The sequence below is a fragment of the Rhizobium sp. P1_C7 genome (assembly GCF_056406295.1).
Genome location: NZ_JBFUAL010000002.1, coordinates 191102 through 211929, shown reverse-complemented (window position 1 = coordinate 211929; position 20828 = coordinate 191102). Strand labels below are relative to the sequence as shown.

Below are 20828 nucleotides of genomic sequence, written 5' to 3'. Positions count from 1 at the left end.
GCGCAATCGCCGCCTTCCATTGGCAGGCCTCAATAGACCACCACGCCACGGATGCTTTCGCCGGAATGCATCAGTTCAAAGCCCCTGTTGATGTCTTCCAGCGACATTGTGTGGGTGATCATCGGATCGATCTGGATCTTGCCCTCCATGTACCAGTCGACGATCTTCGGCACGTCGGTGCGTCCACGGGCACCGCCGAATGCGGTGCCCATCCAGTTACGGCCCGTGACGAGCTGGAAGGGACGGGTGGATATTTCCTGGCCGGCACCGGCGACGCCTATTATGATCGACTTGCCCCAGCCGCGATGCGAGGATTCCAGCGCCTGGCGCATGACCTTGGTGTTGCCGGTGCAGTCGAACGTATAGTCTGCGCCGCCGATCAAGTCGCCGTTGCGCTTCGTCATGTTGGCGAGGTGTGGCACGATGTCGTCGCCGACTTCCTTCGGATTGACAAAGTGCGTCATGCCGAACTTTTCGCCCCAGGCCTTGCGGTCATTGTTGATGTCGACGCCTATGATCATGTCGGCACCGGCGAGGCGAAGGCCCTGCAGCACGTTCAGGCCGATGCCGCCTAGACCGAAGACGATGGCGGTCGAACCGATTTCCACCTTGGCGGTGTTGATGACTGCGCCGATGCCAGTAGTGACGCCGCAGCCGATGTAGCAGATCTTGTCGAACGGTGCGTCCGGATTGACCTTGGCAAGCGCAATCTCAGGCAAGACGGTGAAGTTGGCGAAGGTCGAGCAGCCCATATAGTGATGGATCTTGTCCTTGCCGATCGAGAAGCGCGACGTGCCGTCCGGCATCAGTCCCTGGCCCTGCGTTGCACGGATCGAGGTGCACAGATTGGTCTTGCGCGACAGGCAGGAATAGCACTCCCGGCACTCTGGCGTGTAAAGCGGAATGACGTGGTCGCCTTTCTTGACCGAAGTCACGCCCGGCCCGACATCGACAACGATGCCCGCACCCTCATGGCCGAGAATCGCCGGGAAGAGGCCTTCCGGATCGGCACCGGAGAGAGTGAAATCATCCGTATGGCAAATGCCCGTCGCCTTCACCTCGACCAGCACCTCGCCGGCTCGCGGTCCTTCGAGCTGTACGGTCATGACTTCGAGCGGTTTTCCAGCCTGTACGGCAACGGCGGCGCGAACGTCCATCTTCGGGGTCTCCAATACTGATTTGATCGCGCGGACTTTTGCACGCGGGGCAAGGGCGGCTCAAGGGAAAACCCGCTAACGGTGCTAATTTCCTTGTCCGATGAGAAGGTTGCGCCGGTTTCTGTGCAGCCTGCGTCAGAAGAGGTTGCCGATGGAAAATACGATCGCATATCCATGCATGGCGATGGCAGCATAGAGGCCAAACCCAACCAGCATGCGCTCCGGGTCCGTCATCTCATCGAGCTTCTGGCGCGGTTTGACCGATCGCACTCCGATCAGGCTGACGACGGTAAAAACCAGCAGCCCGACCGTCAACATATTCGCAGAGAGGCCGATCTCAAAGCCGATCAAGAGGATGCAAAGGGTAACGACGAAACTGGCGGTAATCTGCGACCACCTGGTGCGGAAAATCTGCCGCAGGACCTGCCCGCCGTCGAAGCGGTGCATCGGGAGGAGGTTGAGCAGGTTGAATGCACCCAAAATCAACAGGAAGACCAGCAGTGGGGAGCTTGAAACCGCAGGTAGGATTCCCGTGCCGGCGAGCTGGTGGGCAACGATGAGAATTGGAACGAGGAATGCGGACATTCCCGCCCCCATCAGCGCACAGGTCGCGACTTCGAACAGGGAACGGTAGGGCCTGCCGCCGATTGCCAGTCCGCCCAGAAGCGGCACGAAGATCATTCTGACGGAGACGTGGCCGAACATCCGGTACGCTGCCATATGCCCCAGCTCGTGCAAGGCGATCACCAGGGTGAGAAATGTCGAGATCATCAGACCCTGCATCGTGAGGCCGAGGAAGGGCCACAGAAGGAGGGTGGAGAGGATTGCAAGGCCAAACTGCACGAGCGGGTGCTCGAAGTGGCCCTGCGGATGCGATTCACCGGTCTTCAGCCAACCCTCCAGCGCCTGCATTTCCCGCCTCAGAGCAACGTAGCGGAAAACCAGAAAGGCGAGACCACGATAGCGATCAGTCTGATCGATCTCCAGCATGGCACCGTCGGGTGCCGGGCGGACAATGCGGCGCTCGCGAAAGTCTTTCCAGAACGATGGATCCAGTGTGCTGTCGTCGATGACGGACGATTGAAAGCCGTGGGCATTGCCGGATACCACGAGCAAAGGTTCAAGAGCGAGCAGCCTGCGCAGAGGCGCGCCATTTTTGTCCGAGTGGGTGTAAGTCTGCTCGACAACGCCGTGGCGGCTTGCAAGGGGCTTGCTCGTGATCACCGAGTGGTGCCAGTTCCCAGAGGCGCCTGCCGGATGCATGGCATTCCAGAGCGTCTCGGGCGAACATTGGAAGGTACGGCTCATATGCAGCGTCCTGATCCCGAGCGGTAGGCGCATCAACAGCCCAAGCAAGCCGAGATTGATGAACAGCAGCAGGATCGCCGATTGCAGCACAGTCATTTGCGCACTCCATCCGGCAGGTTGCTGGACGGCGCCATTTTAGGTCCCGACCCGTTAACAAAAGCGAATCGTTTTGTGATGCCGCAATGTGCCAAAACGGCTCAGGCAAACTCCATGATCACCGCGTCGACCGCCAGGCTTTCACCGGCCTTGGCGTTGATCTTTCCAACAGTCAGGTCGCGCTCGGCACGCAGGACGTTTTCCATCTTCATTGCTTCGACCACGGCAAGCGTCTCGCCCGCCTTGACCTCCTGACCCTCAGTCACGGCAACCGAGACGACGAGCCCTGGCATTGGGCACAGTAAAAGCTTAGACGTGTCCGGAGGCAACTTGACCGGCATCAGCTTGTCCAACTCTGCATGGCGCGGCGTGAAGACTTTGGCCTTTACCGATAGGCCCTGCCAATCGAGCCTGATGCCGTTGAGGATCGGCCTCAGCTGCGCCGTGACGCTGACTTTCCCGACGTCTCCACGCCAGACCGGATCGCCCGGTCTCCAATCGGTGACGATGTTCACAACCTTGTCGCCGACAGCCATGTCCATGTCGAAGGGGATGGTGACTGGGCCGTCGACCAGCCGGATGTCGACGTATTGCTCATTGAGCTTCACAGTCCATTCCTCGCGGAGCGCGCCGGAGGCAGAGCGCAGCCTGTCGCCGAAGCGCTCGCGCCGGTTTGTCTCGATCAGCGCGGCTGACATGGCGATTGCGGCGAGGCTTGCCTGCTGCCCCTCGTCGGGCATCATCGGAGCGAAGCCATCCGGATATTCTTCGGCGATAAAGCCGGTCGACAGGCGCCCCTCGCGCCAGCGCGGATGTTTCATCAGCGCGGATAGGAAGGGCACATTGTGTTCGATGCCATCGACCACGAAGCCGTCGAGGGCTTGGCTCATCGCCTCGATTGCTTCGAGACGCGTCGGTGCCCAGGTGCAGAGCTTGGCGATCATCGGGTCGTAGTACACGGAGATCTCGGCACCTTCGAAGACGCCTGTATCGTTGCGAACGACGGCATTGCCGAACTGGCCTTCCGCCGGCGGCTGATAGCGTGTCAGGCGGCCGATGGAGGGCATGAAATTGCGATAGGGATCTTCGGCATACAGCCGGCTTTCGATCGCCCAGCCGTTGAGCTTGATGTCGCCTTGCGCAAACGGAAGCTTTTCGCCTGCTGCGACGCGGATCATCTGCTCCACGAGATCGATACCGGTCACGAGTTCGGTCACGGGATGTTCGACCTGCAGGCGTGTATTCATTTCGAGGAAGTAGAAATTGCGATCGCGGTCAACGATGAACTCCACAGTGCCGGCACTCTGGTAATCCACTGCTTTGGCGAGCGCCAAGGACTGCTCGCCCATGGCTGCACGCGTCGCCTCGTCAAGGAAAGGCGAGGGCGCCTCTTCGGCGACCTTCTGGTTTCGGCGCTGGATGGAGCACTCACGCTCTCCGAGATAAACGACATTGCCATGCGCGTCCGCCAGGACCTGGATCTCGATGTGACGCGGATCGACGACGTATTTCTCGATGAAGACGCGATCATCGCCGAAGGAGCTCTTCGCCTCGGAACGCGCGCGATCGAAGCCATCGCGCACCTCGATTTCGCTCCAGGCAATCCGCATTCCCTTGCCGCCACCGCCTGCAGAGGCCTTGATCATGACGGGGTAACCGATTTCGGCGGCGATCCTTTCGGCGTGCACGGCGTCCTCGATGACCCCGAGGTAACCGGGAACGGTCGACACCTTGGCAGCGTTAGCGAATTTCTTCGATTCGATCTTGTCGCCCATGGCCTTTATCGCCTTGGGCTTCGGACCAATGAAAACGATGCCTTCCTTCTCAAGCGCTTCGCAGAAGGAGGCACGCTCGGACAGGAACCCATAGCCCGGATGCACCGCCTGCGCGCCGGTCTGCTTGCAGGCAGCGATTATCTTTTCCGCTACGAGATAGCTTTCGGTGGCCGCGGCAGGGCCGATGTGCACGGCCTCATCGGCCATTTCGACGTGCAGCGCATCCCGATCGGCGTCCGAATAGACCACGACGGTCGCAATTCCCATGCGGCGCGCAGTCTTGATGACACGGCAAGCGATCTCGCCGCGATTCGCGATCAGAATTTTCTCGAACATGAAGGCTCCACCCGTGACATGTGTTCCGGAGTCTTACGCAGAAAGACCGGAGCGCACAATCAGGCGAAATACGAACATGCGGTCGAGGTCACGCGACGGCCGTCTCGCCGCCGAGAGAGTCATCGACGATGCGCAGCCAGCGGCTGCGTCGAGCCGGTTCTGCATACTCGACGAGACGCAGGGCCGCCAGAATGTTCGCCCAGCGCGGGTGATTCGCCGTAGGCAGGGTTTCCTCACCGATCCGCATGAGCACACCCCAGGTCTGCGGCTGCACGTTAATGTCGCCGCCATCGCAGATGCCACGAAGAATGCGCATGGCGTAGTCGACATCCTGTCGTGTGATGCCCTTGCGATCAACGGAACGGCAGAGGTGATAGCCGCCTACATGCTGCGAAATGGCAAGGCGAAGTTGATCAAGCGCAAAAGCGCGCAACTCGTCAGGGACATGCGCGGCAACCTCGATCACGTGAAGCACGAGCTCCAGCTCCAACGCAGAGTTCACGACACCGCCGGTCGCAACCATGCGCATAAGCCAGGCGACGTTGATCTCGTCGAGGGTTCCCTGCGGATAGCTGTAATTGACGATGAACGCGGCGAGTTGCTCGACGAAGAACGCATTCCACTCGGGACATTTCTCAGGGCATGAATTGTTGAGGGCCAGCATCACAACGACGTCATCGGCCGTCCGGATCCCATCCGGAAAGCTGTGCTTACGCAGCAGGCCGATGTCTTCGACGGCCAAGCGATGCTTCCCGGCGATGACGCATGCCGGAAAAGCGAGTCGAAATTCGCTCATCTTTTATCTCCAGGCCTCATCATGAAGCCAAGGAGTGTTCTAGCGACAGCAAATTGACGATCCATCAATATGCGAGGTTAACGAAGAATTGGCTCAATCACACGGCTTTTAGCGACCGCACGCGCTCGCGCCATATGATGAAAAGGCCGGACGCAACAATGATGAGGATGCCGATCCACTTCGAGAAGCTCGGAAAGTCGCCGAAGAGTGCGTAGCCGAGCACGGTGGCCGAAATGATCTCGAAATACTGGAAGGGCGCCAGGAGCGAAAGCGGCGCCATTCGGAAAGCCCTAACCACGATCATATGGACATAGCCGGAGAGCGAACCCAGAATGACGAGCAGAACGAGCCCGAGAACTGACGAGGGCAGCGATAGTTCGAAATCGCTCACTCCCAGGCGGTTTCCAACGAACAATGCAGCCGTCATGAACGCCGTACCGCCAATGCCCGCCATCGTCTGCATCGTCAACGGCGAATCCGCCATGCCGATAGCCCTGTTCATAAAGAGATAGAGCGAAAACAGAAACGCGCAGAACACCGGCAGGAGAGCTTTCAGGCCGAAGATCTCGTAACTCGGCTGAATGACGATCATCGCGCCGCCGAAGCCGACGACGATCGCCGTCCAGCGCCGCCAGCCGACCTTGTCGCCGAGGAACAGCGCAGAAAGGCCGGCAAGCATGAAGGGCTCGACGAAATAGATCGCGAATACATCCGCCAATGGCATGTATTTGACGGCAACGAAAAACAGCAGGCTGGCCGCCCCGTGAAGGGCGCCGCGAAGCAGATTCATCCACGGCCGCTTTGCGTGCAGAGCCGTCCACCCAAAAAAGGCGAGGAGAATCGGCAGGGTGCAGACGACCTGAAAAAAGAATCGGTAGAAGGTGACCTGGCCGGGCGACATCCCCTCGAACGTCGCCATGTACTTGGCGATCGCATCCATGGCCGGCAGGACGATCATGGCGCCGGCCATAAGGGCCATGCCTTGCAGGGGGTTATGCTGGTCGGATTGATCAGGCATCGACGAGAAATCTCATTGGGCTGGAGCCAGCCGTTTAAAGACGATAAAACCTCTCGAAAGACTCTTTGAAAGAGATGAAGCGCGCGAAAACAGCTGCATCGTTGAAAGCCAAATGATATCCGGCTTTTCTCGCTCCTCTGGAGAGAGAATGGTGCGGTCGAGAAGACTCGAACTTCCACGGGTTGCCCCACAGCGACCTCAACGCTGCGCGTCTACCAATTCCGCCACGACCGCATCGTGGTAGGTGCCGGTTTGTGCCGGCGACGCAGCATGTAGCAAAAGGATTCCGGGGACACAAGTGCGATGTGACAGATTTTTTCAAGAGAAGTGACAGTGTTTGAATCGCCGGCGAAACGGGGCCATATAGATGCTCTCAGCGGCCTGCCTGCAAAGAGGGGCAGCGACAAGGATTGGCCATGCTACGTACAGATCTCGAGTTTTCCATGCTTCCGATTGCCGATACTCGTCCGGTCCGGTGGCGTATCGCCGATGGGCTTGTGCCTTACGTCGAGGCTGTGGATATCATGGAGCGGGAAGCGGCGGCGATCGCGGAGGGCGGCGATGAGCTGGTCTGGCTGGTGGAGCATCCGCCCCTTTATACGGCCGGCACCAGTGCGAATGCCAGGGATCTCGTACAGCCGGATCGGTTTCCCGTCTTTGCCACCGGTCGTGGGGGCGAATACACCTATCATGGCCCCGGTCAGCGGGTGGCGTATGTAATGCTCGACCTCAAGCGCCGGCGCCAGGACGTCCGCGCATTCGTTGCTGCCCTTGAGGAAACGATCATTCGCACGCTCGATTCGATGAACATCCGCGGCGAACGTCGCGAGGACCGCGTTGGCGTATGGGTTCGGCGGCCCGACAAGCCGTTGCTACCCGATGGAACGGTGGCCGAAGACAAGATCGCGGCGCTCGGCATTCGCCTCAGGAAGTGGGTGACCTTTCATGGCCTGTCGTTGAACGTGGAGCCGGATCTCGATCATTTCGGGGGAATCGTCCCCTGCGGGATCTCGGCCTATGGGGTCACCAGCCTGGTCGATTTGGGCTTGCCCCTCATGATGGCAGATGTTGACGTTAGGCTTCGCGAAGCGTTCGAATCGATTTTCGGCGAGACAGTGCGCGTCGACTAAGCCCCAGACCAACATCAAACATCTGCAGAAGGGGCCGGAGTTCTAGTTGCCGACCCCTCTGTTGCGCAGACCGCTACTTGTTGCCGATATCCCGGCATGCGTCGGAATGCGAAGCGCCGCCATCGCCGCCTTTCGTATGCACTGTGTCCTTAGACATATAGCTGCAGTCCGGAAGTGGCCTGATGCTTGCCGTCGCTGTCTTGTCGACCTTCGGTGCAATGCGAACCGGCGCGAATCCATCGCCATCATTACTGTAGTCGTTCGAATATTCAGGCGCCCTGTGTTGCGTGTAGTGAACAGGCTTGGGCGGCGCCATCGTGACGGGAGCGAATCCATCCGTGTCGTTTGAATAGTCGTTCGAATACTGAGGTTGAGCGAAGGCCGCGCCCGCCATACCGAGGGTAAAAAACGCAGCAGCGGCAGCAAAATGAATATGCATTGTATATCTCCTCAATCCATCGTTGCAACAACGTGGTGTCAAACCCTCGGCGAAATCGAATTCGCGCTCGAATTGAGGCGGGAATGTGAGCGAGGGCGTGCCAGCAAACCTCACATTTTATCAAATGAAATCACGGCCCCGCGATGGGATTTCATTGACGCTTGATGCGCCGTCGCCCTCTAAACTGCAGGCTGAGACCGTGGATTAACAGCAATCAAAAGATGCGTTTCCATTGGCAAACAACTGATTAGCAGCTGTGCATATTGCTTATTATTGCACCGCGACCGCCGGCGCGACATCGCCAATGAGCGATGCCACCAGTTCGGGCGTGAGCTCACTGAAGTGCGAGATGATCCGTGTCGGCCGGAGCGTTTCGATCGGAACGTCGGAATAGCCGAACGGAACCGCGATCGAGGGAACGCCGGCATTGCGTGCGACGAGGATGTCGTTTGCGCTGTCGCCGATCATCACGGCACGACCGGCATTGCTGCCGGCCATTTTAATAGTACCTAGCAAATGAGCTGCGTCCGGCTTGTGGACGGCGAAGGTATCTCCGCCCGTGATCGCATCGAAATAAGCGGTCAGCTTCAGGCGGTCGAGCAGCGTGCGCGCCAGTGCTTCAAGCTTGTTGGTGCAGACGGCAAGCCTGTATCCCCTGGACTTCAGCTGGTCCATCGCGCTGACGAGCCCAGGATAGGGCTCGGTGCGGCCTGGCATGTTCGCGGTATAATGGGCGATGAACCGGTCGAGCAGCGGTGGCAACGCTTCCGGTTCAAGCGGATGGCCCTGCAGTTTGCAAGCACGCTCGATCATGACCTTGGCGCCGTGGCCGACCAGGTGCGTGAGATCATCGTAGCTCACCGCGGCGAGATTGAGCGCTGCAATCGTATGGTTCAGGCTTTCGACCAGATCGACATGCGTGTCGAGAAGCGTTCCGTCGAGATCGAAGACGACAAGGGCAGGGGTCAAGGGAGTAAGCCTGTTCGCTATTGGAATATGCTTGCTGAGGTAAGCGATGAAGGCCGCAAAAGCAACGCTTTCCCGGTCGCGGTTGCAGGATCGCATGTCTATCCGGGATTTCGAAATGCGCGGTGCTATTTTGGCTTTCGTTTGGCAGGCGAGCCGTGTAAACAGCTCAACCAACGTAACTTTTGGAGTAGGCGGCGCATGGATGCCCGCGAAATGAAGATCAAAGCCGCCGAGGCTGCGCTCGCCCACGTGGAGAGCGGGATGCGCCTCGGAATAGGAACGGGCAGCACCGCGGAGGAGTTCGTACGGCTCCTCGCGGAAAAGGTTGCCGACGGCTTCAGGGTGGAGGGTGTACCGACGTCCGAGCGGACTGCCCGGCTTTGCGTTGAACTCGGCGTGCCGCTGAAGTCTCTGGACGAGCTGCCGGAACTCGACCTTACCATCGACGGCGCAGACGAGATCGACGCCAGTCTCCGGTTGGTCAAAGGCGGTGGCGGTGCGTTGCTGCGCGAAAAGATCGTCGCCGCCGCTTCCAACCGTGTGATTGTCATCGCCGATGAAACGAAGCTGGTGCAGACCCTCGGTGCGTTTCCGCTGCCGATCGAAGTCAACATCTTCGGCCTCGTGTCGACGCGGATCGCGATCGAAAAGACAGCGTCTGAACTCGGGCTCGTCGGCGGCCTGACGCTTCGCCAATCCGGCGACGGCGTTTTCACGACAGACGGCGGACACTATATTATCGATGCATCTTTTGGCCGTATTCCTGATGCAGAGGCGCTTTCAAACGAGTTGAACTCGATACCCGGCGTCGTGGAACACGGACTCTTTCTCAATATGGCCGCGCTTGCGATTATCGCCGGCCCAGGTGGCGCGCGCGAGCTGCGGGCAAACAGGTAACAGGAGCTATGAAACTCATGATTAAATTTGCAGGTCTTGGCCGTTTTGCCGCTGCGACCGTCATCCTTTCGGGTGTTGCGTTCAGCTCTGCCGTCCAGGCTCAGGAAGCATCTCCGGAGCAGTTGAAGGCGGCACGGGCAGCGATCAATGCAATCGGCGCAACGACGCAGTTCGACAACATCCTGCCGGGCCTCGCCGAACGGCTCAAGGCAGACCTGATCCAGGATTCGCCGAACTATCAGGACGCGATCACCGCGGAGGTTGACAAGCAGGCTCTTGCACTGGCGCCGCGCCGCGCCGACCTCGAGAAGGAAGCTGCGCTGACTTACGCAAAGGCATTTTCGGTGGAGGAGCTGAACGCCATTGCCGCATTCTACAGCTCGCCGGTCGGGCAGAAGCTGCTCAAGGATGGCCCGATCGCATCGCGCGAGACGGTCAAGGCTGCCGATATCTGGGCGCAGGGCATTTCACGCGACCTGCAGAAGCAGACAAGTGCCGAGCTCAGGAAGGTGATCAAGGCCGCGCCTGCTGCTGTAGCAGACCCGGCGGCTGCACCGAAGCCTGCTGCAAAGCCGTAACACGGTTATCGCCATTGCGTCGAAAGCCCGGCTTTGTCCGGGCTTTTGCATTTCTGGCGATCGATACTATATCAGTCGCGTCCTCCCAGCCGATTCCATCCGGAGCTTCCCCATGACATCCTATGATTATGACCTCTTCGTCATTGGCGGTGGTTCAGGCGGCGTGCGCAGCGCCCGCGTCGTCGCGTCACTCGGCAAGAAGGTTGCAATCGCCGAGGAGTATCGCTTCGGCGGCACGTGCGTCATTCGCGGATGCGTTCCGAAGAAGCTTTTCGTCTATGCCGCGCAGTATCGTGAGCATTTCGAGGACGCCGCCGGCTTCGGCTGGACCGTCGGCGAAAGCTCTTTCGACTGGAAGAAGCTGATTGCCGCCAAGGACGCGGAGATCACGCGGCTCGAAGGTCTCTACAAGAAAGGCCTTTCCGGAGCGAATGCGGAAATTTTAGAGACGCGTGCCGAACTGATCGACGCACATACAGTGCGTCTGGTGAAGACCGGCCAGACCGTCACCGCCAAGACCATCGTCATCGCCACCGGCGGCCGGCCAAACCCGCATGCGGCGCTTCCGGGGCACGAGCTATGCATTTCTTCCAATGAGGCGTTTCATCTCGAGGAGCTCCCCCGCTCGATCGTCATTGCAGGCGGTGGCTACATCGCCGTCGAGTTCGCCAATATCTTCCACGGGCTCGGGGTCGAGACGACGCTGATCTACAGGGGCGCGGAAATCCTCTCCCGCTTCGACCATGACTTGCGTCGCGGATTGCACGAAGCGATGGTCGCCAAGGGTATTCGCATCCTATGCCACGACATGTTGCAGAGTGTCGCGAAGAGCGGCGACGGCCTGCTTGTCGAGACATTGAACAATGGCGCACTGAATGCAGACGTGGTGATGCTGGCGCTTGGCCGCGTGCCGAACGCGCAGGGGCTTGGCCTTGAAGCTGCCGGCGTCAAGACCGATGAGCGCGGTGCAATCGTCGTTGACGAGTATTCGCGCACCAGCGTCGAGAATATCTATGCACTGGGTGACGTCACCGACAGGGTACAGTTGACGCCGGTCGCGATCCATGAGGCGATGTGCTTCATCGAGACAGAATACAAGAACAATCCGACGAAACCGGATCACGAGACGATCGCCACGGCCGTGTTTTCGCAACCGGAGATCGGCACGGTCGGCCTAAGTGAGGAGGAGGCGGGCAAGCGATATCAGGACCTTGAAGTCTATCGTGCCCAATTCCGGCCGATGAAGGCAACGCTTTCCGGCCGCGCAGAAAAGATGGTCATGAAGTTGATCGTCGACGCAGCCAGCCGCAAGGTCGTCGGAGCGCATATTCTTGGTCACGACGCAGGCGAGATGGCGCAGTTGCTTGGCATTACGCTGAAAGCCGGCTGCACCAAGGATGATTTCGACCGCACCATGGCCGTGCATCCGACCGCTGCGGAAGAACTCGTCACAATGTATGCGCCGAGCTATCGCCTCCGTGACGGCGTGCGGGTCTGACGCCGCCGGTCAGCTGGTGATGCGCAGCATCCGTATAACCTTCAGGAACAGGGCCTTCACTGCGCCTCGGCGATGCCTTGGGTCGGTGTGACCTCGAAGTAGAGCCCCGGTGTTGTGCACTCCTGGTGGTCATGACGCCGACATTGCCGGAGCGGTCGGCGAGGAAGCGGTTTAATCTGCCTACGAAGTAATCCCACTTTCTCCCTGGCATAGGTGTGTGAAGCGGGTCTTCATGACCGCACCCTTTAAGTGCAGGGATGATTTCTATGCGGAAACCTTAAATTGGATACAAATCGTCTTGGTATATTGACCGTTAATCCTGCCTGTACTGCTTGAAGTCGCGACGGAGAGTGCCCTTTTATTGGGTGTCATTCGGCGACTTCATAGGCGTCCCAAACAACGGAAACGCTGCTATGCAAAATGGCGCTAAAGGTTTATAAGCCGCCCAACATTTTTATGACGAGACATCCGGCACGAGCTGGATGCTGAAACAGGTGAGTGAGATGGCACAGAACTGGACTCCGAGCAGTTGGCGGCAAAAACCGATCCAGCAGGTTCCGGATTATCCCGATCAGGCGGCAGTGGCAGCAACGGAAGCCCAGCTTGCATCTTATCCACCGCTCGTCTTTGCAGGCGAAGCGCGCCGCCTGAAAAAGCATCTCGCGAATGTAGCGGAAGGCAACGGCTTCCTGCTTCAGGGCGGCGATTGTGCTGAAAGCTTCGCCGAACATGGCGCAGACAACATCCGCGACTTCTTCCGCGCGTTTCTTCAGATGGCCGTTGTCCTGACTTTCGGCGCTCAGCTGCCTGTCGTGAAGGTCGGCCGCATTGCCGGCCAGTTCGCCAAACCGCGCTCTTCTGGCATTGAAACGCTCGATGGTATCTCGCTGCCGAGCTACCGCGGCGATATCATCAACGGGATCGAATTCACGGAAGAGGCCCGCATCCCCAATCCTGAACGTCAGGCCATGGCTTACCGCCAGTCGGCCGCGACGTTGAATCTGTTGCGCGCTTTCGCGATGGGTGGCTATGCCAATCTCGAGAACGTGCACCAGTGGATGCTCGGCTTCGTCAAAGACAGCCCGCAGGGCGAGCGTTACCGCAAGCTCGCGGACCGTATCAGTGAAACCATGGATTTCATGAAGGCGATCGGTATCAGCTCGGAAAACAATCCTAGCCTGCGCGAGACCGATTTCTTCACCAGCCATGAAGCGCTGCTACTCGGCTACGAAGAAGCGCTGACCCGTGTCGATTCCACTTCGGGCGACTGGTATGCAACCTCCGGCCACATGATCTGGATCGGCGACCGTACGCGACAGGCCGATCATGCGCATGTCGAGTATTGCCGGGGCATCAAGAATCCGATTGGCCTGAAGTGCGGCCCGTCTCTGCAGGCAGACGATCTTTTGGATCTGATCGACATCCTGAATCCGACCAACGAATCCGGCCGTCTGACCTTGATCTGCCGTTTCGGCCACGACAAGGTTGCCGAGCATCTGCCGCGCCTGATCCGCGCTGTCGAGCGTGAGGGTCGCAAGGTCGTCTGGTCCTGCGATCCGATGCACGGCAATACGATCACGCTCAACAGCTATAAGACCCGTCCGTTCGAGCGGATCCTGTCGGAAGTGGAGAGCTTCTTCCAGATCCACCGCGCAGAAGGCACCCATCCGGGCGGCATCCATATCGAGATGACCGGCAAGGACGTGACAGAGTGTACTGGCGGCGCTCGCGCAGTGACGGCGGACGATCTGCATGATCGTTATCACACCCATTGCGACCCGCGCCTCAACGCCGACCAAGCGCTCGAGCTTGCCTTCCTGCTTGCCGAGCGGATGAAGGGCGGCCGCGACGAAAAGCGTTTGGCGGTCAACGGTTGATCGATATCGACTATTCGAACTGCGAACAAGCCCGGCCAATCGCCGGGCTTGTTCATTGAAGTGGCGCGGATTGCGGGCATCGATGCAGCGGAGGTCGGCCTAGACTAGCCGCCAGCAGCGCTATCAGATATGGGCCGCTGCCCAGTGCACAGCCTTGTCGAGCTCGGCAAATTTCGCCGATTGCCAATGGAAATAGTCTTCGATGAACGTGCGGGAGAGCCAGAGCTTGCCACGATTGCGTGGGGCTTCCCATCCTAGAAGAGCCTCCGCTTCCGCCTTCTTGAACATCCGCTTGAGGTTCGTCAGCGAAATGCCGAACTCGTTGGACGTCTCGACAAGATTTACACCTTCGAGGACATTGCGATCACGCTCTCGGGCGTCGTCGGGCAGACGGCTGATGAGATCGTGAAGAACGAGACCACCGACATCAGAGAAGAGAAAGTGACCTACACTGTCGCGCGGGTCTCTCCAGACCGGTTCCAGGCAGAGCGCACTCGCAGCGCGTGGCTGGGCAATTCTGAAAAGGTTAGGAACCAGGGTGGTGATCGCGGCGCGGTTGCCGCCGTCGAGCCAGTCGAGACAGGATATATGACCGACGAACCATGAGTGCATTGCCTCCTCGCTGACCTCTGTAGTTTCCAGCCGACGCACCCGGCGGTCCGGCGTTTCGTCAGGCACATCACGCAGGAATTTGTAGGCAACGAGTTCCGCCAGGAACGATGCGGCCGTGTTCTTGCTAGCCACCTTCAGATCGCTTGCCACCTGCATGAGCCGGCTCGCCGTCAGGCCTGAAAGGGGATCACTCGGGTCGCGGCCGGCATGCATGGCAAACAGCGTCTGCGTCAGCAGCCATTTCCGATGCGAGGCGGCCAGGCGCGCAAGGCGAGGAGCGCGTCTATGAATGCCAATCAGGTGCGACGCTATCCTGCGCTCTATAGAGAGGAATGAGGGATGATGGAGAATCCGCGTATGAAGCTTGCCCGTCAGTATTTGGCGGCGTGAGGAACCAATAACGTCATCCATTTCTGTTTTGTCGTCTCACCAGTGTAATCAAGGTCATAAATGCAATCGGGCGATTTCCGTCGTCCTTCGATTTAGGTCGATTTGCTCCTCTTATAGTTGCAACGTTGTTGCAACTTGCCACGCATCCCGTACCGCTGCAATTCCTCGATATAGTTAAATCGAGCGTTTGCGGGTGAGGTTCTCAACTCGTCAAACGCTGCGATAGGCGCGCGATATCCTCGCGCATGGCGGCGATCTCCGTCAAAACCTGCAGGTCGATCTTCTGGTGAAGAGAAAGAACCTCCAATTCCGCCTTCAGGTTCACTTCGTAGTCCTTTGCCGCCTCGAAACGGTCGCGCTCGGCTTGTCGGTTCTGCGACATCATGATGATCGGAGCCTGGATGGCGGCGATCATTGAGAGAATGAGATTGAGAAAAATGAACGGGTAGGGGTCGAATGGCTGGGTCGTGAGGACAATCGTGTTCACGACGGACCAGAAGACCAGAAAGACCAGGAAGGCGGAAATGAAACCCCAGGAACCGCCGATGCGCGCAATCGAATCAGACAATCGCTCGCCGAGCGAAGCCTCCGCCTGCAGTGCCGCGTTGATATCGGTCGATATGATCTTACGTTCGTGCGCCTTGGCTAGAACGCGCTTCTCGATATCGCCAAGCTCGTCGGCGGACTTGTCAAAATGAAGGTGTACGAAGTTGGGCAGGTTGTGCATGGATCGACTCCCGATACTCTATTCCTAGTTCGGGGCGAGTATTCCGTTATGCAATGAAATTGCAATGCGGCATGCAGCGCAGTGATTCAGGAGCCCGGATTGCGGATCAATGCGTGCTGCGGGAAAAAACGGTCGAGCGTGTGAGCTTTACCGAACATGATGTCGTGCTGGATATAATGATAATCGCGCACGAGCGGATCGAGAGTTTTGGAATCGAGAACCCAGTCTGGCGAGGGCGTATTGTCGCGCGCGATAAGCTGATAGCGGTCCACGACCGCATATTTCCTCTGAACTCGTCCGAGGAAGCCGGTGTAGTATGGGTGCTCGTAGCCCGCGAATTTAAGCAAATGATAAGGAAGCAGAGACGGGCTGATAGTGCCGATGTCAGCCTTTGATCCCTTCTTGTTGGACCAGATGACCAGCGGTGTCTCGTGTTCCTGCTTCATGACGCTGACTGATGCCTTGCGGGTGGCCACCTGGTCGGGCATGTAACCTGTATCCATGTAAACATTGCCAAGCGGCGGAAGATGATCGCCCCAAAGCACGATGATGGTCTCACGCTCGCGCTTCTCTGCCCAATCCACAAGCATCTTGAAGCTATCGTCGGCCTCCTTGACCCCCTGGGTATAGGTGGCCAGCGTGGCGCGGTCGGCATCCGTCAGATTACCCAGAATATCGATCGTGTTCTTGCTATAGCGGTTGGCTTCGTACGGACCGTGTCCCTGCAAGGTGACCGCGAAGAAGAAGAAGGGGCGATCCATCCCATCCGCCTCCTGCATGATCTCCTTCATCAGGGAATCGTCGGAGGCGAAGATGCCGCGCTTTTCCATCGCCGGCATAGTCTCTTCGCTACGAAACTCCTCGAAGCCGAAATCCTTGTAGACCTCGTTTCGGTTCCAGAACCACCCGCTGAAAGGATGCAGCGCACGCGCCGCATAGCCTTCGCCCCGAAAGAAGGTCGCAAGCGATGGTAGATCGGTGCGGACGTACTGCTGATAGGGAATGCTGCCGTACGGAAGAAACGCATTCGAGAAGCCAGTCAGTGCCTCGAATTCGACATTGGCCGTCATGCCACCGAACTCCGGCGAAAAGACATAGCCGGATTGGGCTGCGCGGATATTCGGCAGCGGATCTTCCGACAGCTTCAGCGTCTTCAGCCGCGTCGGATCCCAGAAGGATTCGCTCATCAGCATGATGACGTCGGGCTTTTCACGCGGGCCACTCAGATAGCCGTAATTGCGGGCGGGAATAGCGTCGAGAGCTTGCGCACCGAAGCCGGCGGGAACAGCAACGTCGGCCATCGGAATGTTGAAGATGAAGGCGAGGATAAAGCCGTTGCTACGATAGTTTTCCTTCTGGTCCCACATCATCGGTACGACCTGCAGACGATCGCGGATCCACGAATACTGGGAGTAATCCATCAGAGAGGCGAAGGCCGCGATAATCGGCAGGCCAAGGCAAAGGCTTCTCGTGCGGCTCTTGCTCGACAACTTCGGGAAGTGGCGCCACGCAAAACGCCAGGCCAGCACGATCCCGGTGACCGAAAGCAGGATACCGACGGCAAGCGCCACGGCCGAAAACGGACGGTCTCGGACCATGACGGGCAGTAATTCCATGATTTGCCGCCCGAAAAGCACATCCGAGGGATAGAGTGGATCCGAGAGATAATGCTGCTTCTGATTGGACACGAAGGCTGGTACGAGCACCCCCGGTAGAACGATCAGCACGGAAAGAAACCGCCGACTGAACACCGCGTCCAGCGACAGCATCAGCACCGTCAGCATCACCACAGTCGTGATACCGGGACGAGCCGTTGACGTCACGAACTCGCGGACGTCGGCAACACCGCCACGTGCGATTGATTCGACTGCGATGGTAGCCGCAAGGGCTATCAATGCCGAAATCGCAATGCTGATCCCACCGCGCAAGGCGGTCGGGCGACCGCTTGCGCCGACACGAGTGTAAAACGACGCGACGCGCATTGCCGCTTCGGACCTCAGGACTTGCGCGATCAACGGTGAAACTCCAGTGTCATCAAACCTTCACCGAACTGTCACATCTGGGTCATGAACGCTAGATGAACCGATTAGGTTTCCGGCATATATGACTTTTCTGATCAAATTGTGCTCGAAATTTTTGCATCGTTGACGCTGCTTTCGACGGGCCGAATCGGGCGGAGGCAGAAATATCCGCCGAGACATGTCCTTGCGCGAGGGCAGGCGGTGGAGTAGTTCAAGCCTGAGTTTGATTTGAGTTTGAGGAGGCGTTGCGTGCGCAGTTCCGTGGAGATCTTTAATGTTCGGACTGGCCTGCCCCGGATCGTCTGGCAAACCGATCAACTTGTCGAAGCTCCGAATTTTTCACCCGACGGCACCTACCTCCTGCTGAACGGGGACGGGCTTCTTCACCGTCTCCCACTCGACGGTTCAGGCAGCGTCGAGAAGGTCGATACCGGCTTTGCCATCGCATGCAACAACGATCACGGCATCTCTCCAGATGGGTCACAGATCGTCATTTCCGACAAGACTGAATTCGGAAAGTCGGCGATCTACGTTCTGCCTGTGGGCGGCGGTATTCCCCGCCTGGTTACAACGAACCTTCCGTCCTATTGGCATGGCTGGTCACCTGACGGTCAGGAACTGGCCTATTGCGGCATCCGCGACGACATCTTCGACATTTACACGATCCCGTTCAGCGGGGGCGCAGAGAAGCGTCTCACCCATGGAGAGGGCCGTAACGACGGGCCGGACTATTCCTTTGACGGCAAGTGGATCTACTTCAATTCCAGCCGCACCGGTATCATGCAGATCTGGCGCATTCATCCGGATGGGACGGGGCTCGAGCAGATCACGCAAGACGACTACGGCAACTGGTTCGCCCATCCGTCGCCCGGCAATGACAAGGTGCTGATCCTTTCCTATGATCCTCACGTTTTCGACCATCCGCGCGACCTGAATGTCAGGCTGCGGCTCATGGATATGGATGGTGGCAATCTGACGACACTGTTCGAACTCTTTGGCGGGCAGGGAACGATCAATGTGCCCAACTGGTCACCAAACGGTTACGAGTTCGCTTATGTCAGATATTTCCCGGTATCCGCCTGATCGATTGCGTTCGGCGACGTTTCGCGACATAGGTTACTCGTCAGGTGCCCGCGTGATCGCGGGAGAATCGGGAATTCGGTGCAAGGCCGGAACGTGCCCAACGCTGTAAGGCTGACGTTTGCCGCTCAAATGCCACTGGCTCCGTGCCGGGAAGGCGCGGCACACGGATGACGCCAAGTCAGAAGACCGGCCCGACAATCATAGACTGACCGCGTGGACGGCGGGCGGTTGTGTTGTTGGGGATTGACGATGCGACCAGACCATTCTGGCTCTCTACCGAGAGCTGCGGCCTTCTCTGCGGACGAACGCATGGCGGTCTACAAGGCAATTGAGACGCGAAGGGACGTTCGCTCGGAGTTTTTGCCTGACATTATTCCGGACGAAGTCATCAAGCGCCTTCTGCGAGCGGCGCACCACGCACCGTCCGTCGGCTTCATGCAACCGTGGAACTTCATACTCGTGCGCGACCGGGACGTAAAGTCTGCCGTGTGGGATGCCTTCAACCGCGCCAATCTGGAGGCCGCCGAGATGTTTGCCGGCGAACGGCAACAGGCCTATCGATCGCTGAAGCTGGAAGGCATCCGCAGCGCTCCGCTTGGAATCTGCATCACCTGCGATCCAGATCGCTGCGGCGACGTCGTGCTTGGACGGACGCACAATCCGCGGATGGATTCCTATTCGACGGTCTGCGCGGTACAAAATCTCTGGCTGGCCGCGCGAGCGGAAGGGATCGGCGTCGGCTGGGTGAGCATCTTCCACGAAGCCGACCTCAAGCAGATTCTCGGCGTGCCCGAGCGGGTCGAGATCGTTGCGTGGCTCTGTGTCGGCTATGTTGACCAGCTCTACGAGGAGCCTGAACTCGCCGTCAAAGGGTGGCGACAGCGAACGCCAGTCGCGGAGTTGATCTTTGCCGATCGGTGGGGCAATGGCGAGGAATTCAAATAGCCGCTACCGCTGCTGCGGTTGAGCGCCTGGGGTCGCCGGGTTCTTGAGGTCGATTTCCCCCCGATCGCCGGCCAGGAATTGCGGTCCGATCTGGCGCACCTTGCCGCTTTGCGGATCATAGGGTCGGTCGGGCACCTGCGATTGCGGGGCAGGCGCCACTATTGCAGGCGCCTCCTGCTTCCTGGTCTCTATAGTGGTGATCGAACCCTTCCGGGGCACTTCGGTGGCCGCGTTCTGGTTCTTTCGCATTCGTTCATAGTAAGCGGGGAGGTCGCAACTACAGGACGATTTTTCTCCAGGCTTGCGGTTCTTGTAGGCAAAGGCGTTCGGCATCGCGCTATAGGGCGTGCCCGTCGCCGTGGAGATCATGTCCGACGTCTCCCCAACGGAGACATCGTGATAGAAAAGCTCCGTATCGACTCCCGGACACATTTTCGCGCAAGTGTCGGCGTCGCGAGCGAAGTCCATGGAGGTCGCGTTGGAGCTAAGCGGGAAGAAGCCTCCATCGCAGGTGCGCACGCAAACCGTGTTGAGATGCGAGAGGGGTTGCATCCCGGGCGCCGCGTAAGACCTCCGGCCCTGGCCGCCGCCGAGCGGTATGAACGTGTCGCTACGCATCGCCTGATCGTCGATACTCGGGGCCGGTGCATATTCGGGATCGTCGGAGAACGACGGCTCCGCATTGCAACTGTTGGCGTCGAGGGCCGCGATCAGTTCGTTGCGGGTGCGGGTATCTTCGCTCTGCGCCCGCAGCTCGTCGCGGCGCTGCTGCAGGTCGCTGATGTTATCGACCATCTTGGCTTCCGCCTGCTCAAGCTCGCTACAATATTCGGCGTTGTCGCCGCCGATTGTCACCATACTGCCGGCGCTGCATCCATTGCGCCGCAGATCGCTTCTAACTTTTCGAAGCTCGAGGTTCTGCTCGGCGATGGCGCTGGCATACTTGCGGACCTCCGGCGTGGTTCCTATCACCAGCGGCAGGTCAGCAAGACGCGCCCGCAGCTCACCACAGATCGGCGCGACTTGCGCATAAGCCGGTGTCGAAAGGGCAATCAGGAACGCAAAAGGCAAATTCCAGCGCGTCAAGGCATCGTCCCGTGGATGAGCAAATACCAGTGGATCGTGGCGGTTGTCCGCCATCTTATTCCCAATAACCTGTCTATCTTAACAAGCTGC

The 20828-nt window shown here is 58.8% G+C and carries 18 protein-coding genes, 1 tRNA gene and 1 riboswitch; of the genes, 7 read left to right on the top strand and 12 right to left on the bottom strand.

Features of this window, described 5'->3' with window-relative positions; genetic code table 11:
• Positions 1–29: 29 nt before the first annotated feature.
• From AC1D2R_RS04145 to AC1D2R_RS04120, 6 genes are all read right to left on the bottom strand, one after another.
• Entirely contained in the window at positions 30–1157 is a 1128-nt protein-coding gene (locus tag AC1D2R_RS04145) for an S-(hydroxymethyl)glutathione dehydrogenase/class III alcohol dehydrogenase (protein WP_477965037.1), read from the bottom strand.
• A gap of 135 nt (positions 1158–1292) precedes the next feature.
• Positions 1293–2561 (bottom strand): zinc metalloprotease, encoded by a 1269-nt coding sequence (locus AC1D2R_RS04140; RefSeq protein ID WP_477965035.1) that lies wholly within the window; start codon positions 2559–2561, stop codon positions 1293–1295.
• Between the two features lie 101 nt (positions 2562–2662).
• Positions 2663–4672: an acetyl-CoA carboxylase biotin carboxylase subunit gene (locus AC1D2R_RS04135; RefSeq protein ID WP_477965033.1), complete on the bottom strand. Its 2010-nt coding sequence runs from the start codon at positions 4670–4672 to the stop codon at positions 2663–2665.
• An 88-nt stretch (positions 4673–4760) separates the two neighbouring features.
• Positions 4761–5468 carry a hypothetical protein gene (locus AC1D2R_RS04130; protein WP_477965031.1) on the bottom strand — a complete coding sequence of 236 codons (708 nt, stop codon included), beginning with the start codon at positions 5466–5468 and terminating at the stop codon, positions 4761–4763.
• 97 nt (positions 5469–5565) lie between these two features.
• Positions 5566–6486 (bottom strand): DMT family transporter, encoded by a 921-nt coding sequence (locus AC1D2R_RS04125; RefSeq protein WP_477965029.1) that lies wholly within the window; start codon positions 6484–6486, stop codon positions 5566–5568.
• 149 nt (positions 6487–6635) lie between these two features.
• Positions 6636–6720 (bottom strand) — tRNA-Leu (locus tag AC1D2R_RS04120).
• Between the two features lie 176 nt (positions 6721–6896).
• On the opposite strand from AC1D2R_RS04120, the gene lipB reads away from it, so the two are divergent.
• A complete protein-coding gene (gene lipB, locus AC1D2R_RS04115; RefSeq protein WP_477965027.1) occupies positions 6897–7616 on the top strand; it encodes a lipoyl(octanoyl) transferase LipB in 720 nt (239 codons plus the stop codon).
• 73 nt (positions 7617–7689) lie between these two features.
• Here lipB and AC1D2R_RS04110 read toward each other — a convergent pair whose 3' ends face one another.
• Positions 7690–8055 (bottom strand): hypothetical protein, encoded by a 366-nt coding sequence (locus AC1D2R_RS04110; protein ID WP_477965025.1) that lies wholly within the window; start codon positions 8053–8055, stop codon positions 7690–7692.
• A gap of 270 nt (positions 8056–8325) precedes the next feature.
• Positions 8326–9024 (bottom strand): HAD family hydrolase, encoded by a 699-nt coding sequence (locus AC1D2R_RS04105; protein ID WP_477965399.1) that lies wholly within the window; start codon positions 9022–9024, stop codon positions 8326–8328.
• Positions 9025–9222: 198 nt separating this feature from the next.
• Between AC1D2R_RS04105 and rpiA the strand changes: the two genes are divergently transcribed.
• From rpiA to AC1D2R_RS04085, 4 genes are all read left to right on the top strand, one after another.
• The gene (gene rpiA / locus AC1D2R_RS04100; protein WP_477965023.1) at positions 9223–9921 is read left to right on the top strand and encodes a ribose-5-phosphate isomerase RpiA; all 699 of its coding nucleotides are present in this window, start codon (positions 9223–9225) and stop codon (positions 9919–9921) included.
• 17 nt (positions 9922–9938) lie between these two features.
• Entirely contained in the window at positions 9939–10499 is a 561-nt protein-coding gene (locus AC1D2R_RS04095) for a DUF2059 domain-containing protein (RefSeq protein WP_477965021.1), read from the top strand.
• A gap of 112 nt (positions 10500–10611) precedes the next feature.
• A complete protein-coding gene (gene gor, locus AC1D2R_RS04090; RefSeq protein ID WP_477965019.1) occupies positions 10612–11997 on the top strand; it encodes a glutathione-disulfide reductase in 1386 nt (461 codons plus the stop codon).
• Between the two features lie 503 nt (positions 11998–12500).
• Entirely contained in the window at positions 12501–13874 is a 1374-nt protein-coding gene (locus tag AC1D2R_RS04085; protein WP_477965017.1) for a class II 3-deoxy-7-phosphoheptulonate synthase, read from the top strand.
• A gap of 123 nt (positions 13875–13997) precedes the next feature.
• Here AC1D2R_RS04085 and AC1D2R_RS04080 read toward each other — a convergent pair whose 3' ends face one another.
• From AC1D2R_RS04080 to AC1D2R_RS04070, 3 genes are all read right to left on the bottom strand, one after another.
• Complete coding sequence (locus AC1D2R_RS04080; protein WP_477965015.1) at positions 13998–14897, bottom strand: hypothetical protein; 900 nt, start codon at positions 14895–14897, stop codon at positions 13998–14000.
• A gap of 181 nt (positions 14898–15078) precedes the next feature.
• Entirely contained in the window at positions 15079–15603 is a 525-nt protein-coding gene (locus tag AC1D2R_RS04075; RefSeq protein ID WP_477965013.1) for a DUF1003 domain-containing protein, read from the bottom strand.
• 86 nt (positions 15604–15689) lie between these two features.
• Positions 15690–17618, bottom strand: a complete 1929-nt coding sequence (locus tag AC1D2R_RS04070) for an LTA synthase family protein (protein ID WP_477965011.1) — start codon at positions 17616–17618, stop codon at positions 15690–15692.
• Between the two features lie 255 nt (positions 17619–17873).
• Between AC1D2R_RS04070 and AC1D2R_RS04065 the strand changes: the two genes are divergently transcribed.
• Entirely contained in the window at positions 17874–18707 is an 834-nt protein-coding gene (locus AC1D2R_RS04065) for a TolB family protein (protein ID WP_477965009.1), read from the top strand.
• A gap of 25 nt (positions 18708–18732) precedes the next feature.
• Positions 18733–18916, top strand: a riboswitch (cobalamin riboswitch).
• Positions 18917–18956: 40 nt separating this feature from the next.
• Complete coding sequence (gene bluB, locus AC1D2R_RS04060; protein ID WP_477965007.1) at positions 18957–19652, top strand: 5,6-dimethylbenzimidazole synthase; 696 nt, start codon at positions 18957–18959, stop codon at positions 19650–19652.
• 3 nt (positions 19653–19655) lie between these two features.
• Here the strand turns inward: bluB and AC1D2R_RS04055 are convergent, their stop codons facing one another.
• Positions 19656–20738, bottom strand: coding sequence for a DUF2865 domain-containing protein (locus tag AC1D2R_RS04055; protein WP_477965397.1), 1083 nt, complete (start codon positions 20736–20738; stop codon positions 19656–19658).
• Between the last annotated feature and the right edge of the window lie 90 nt (positions 20739–20828).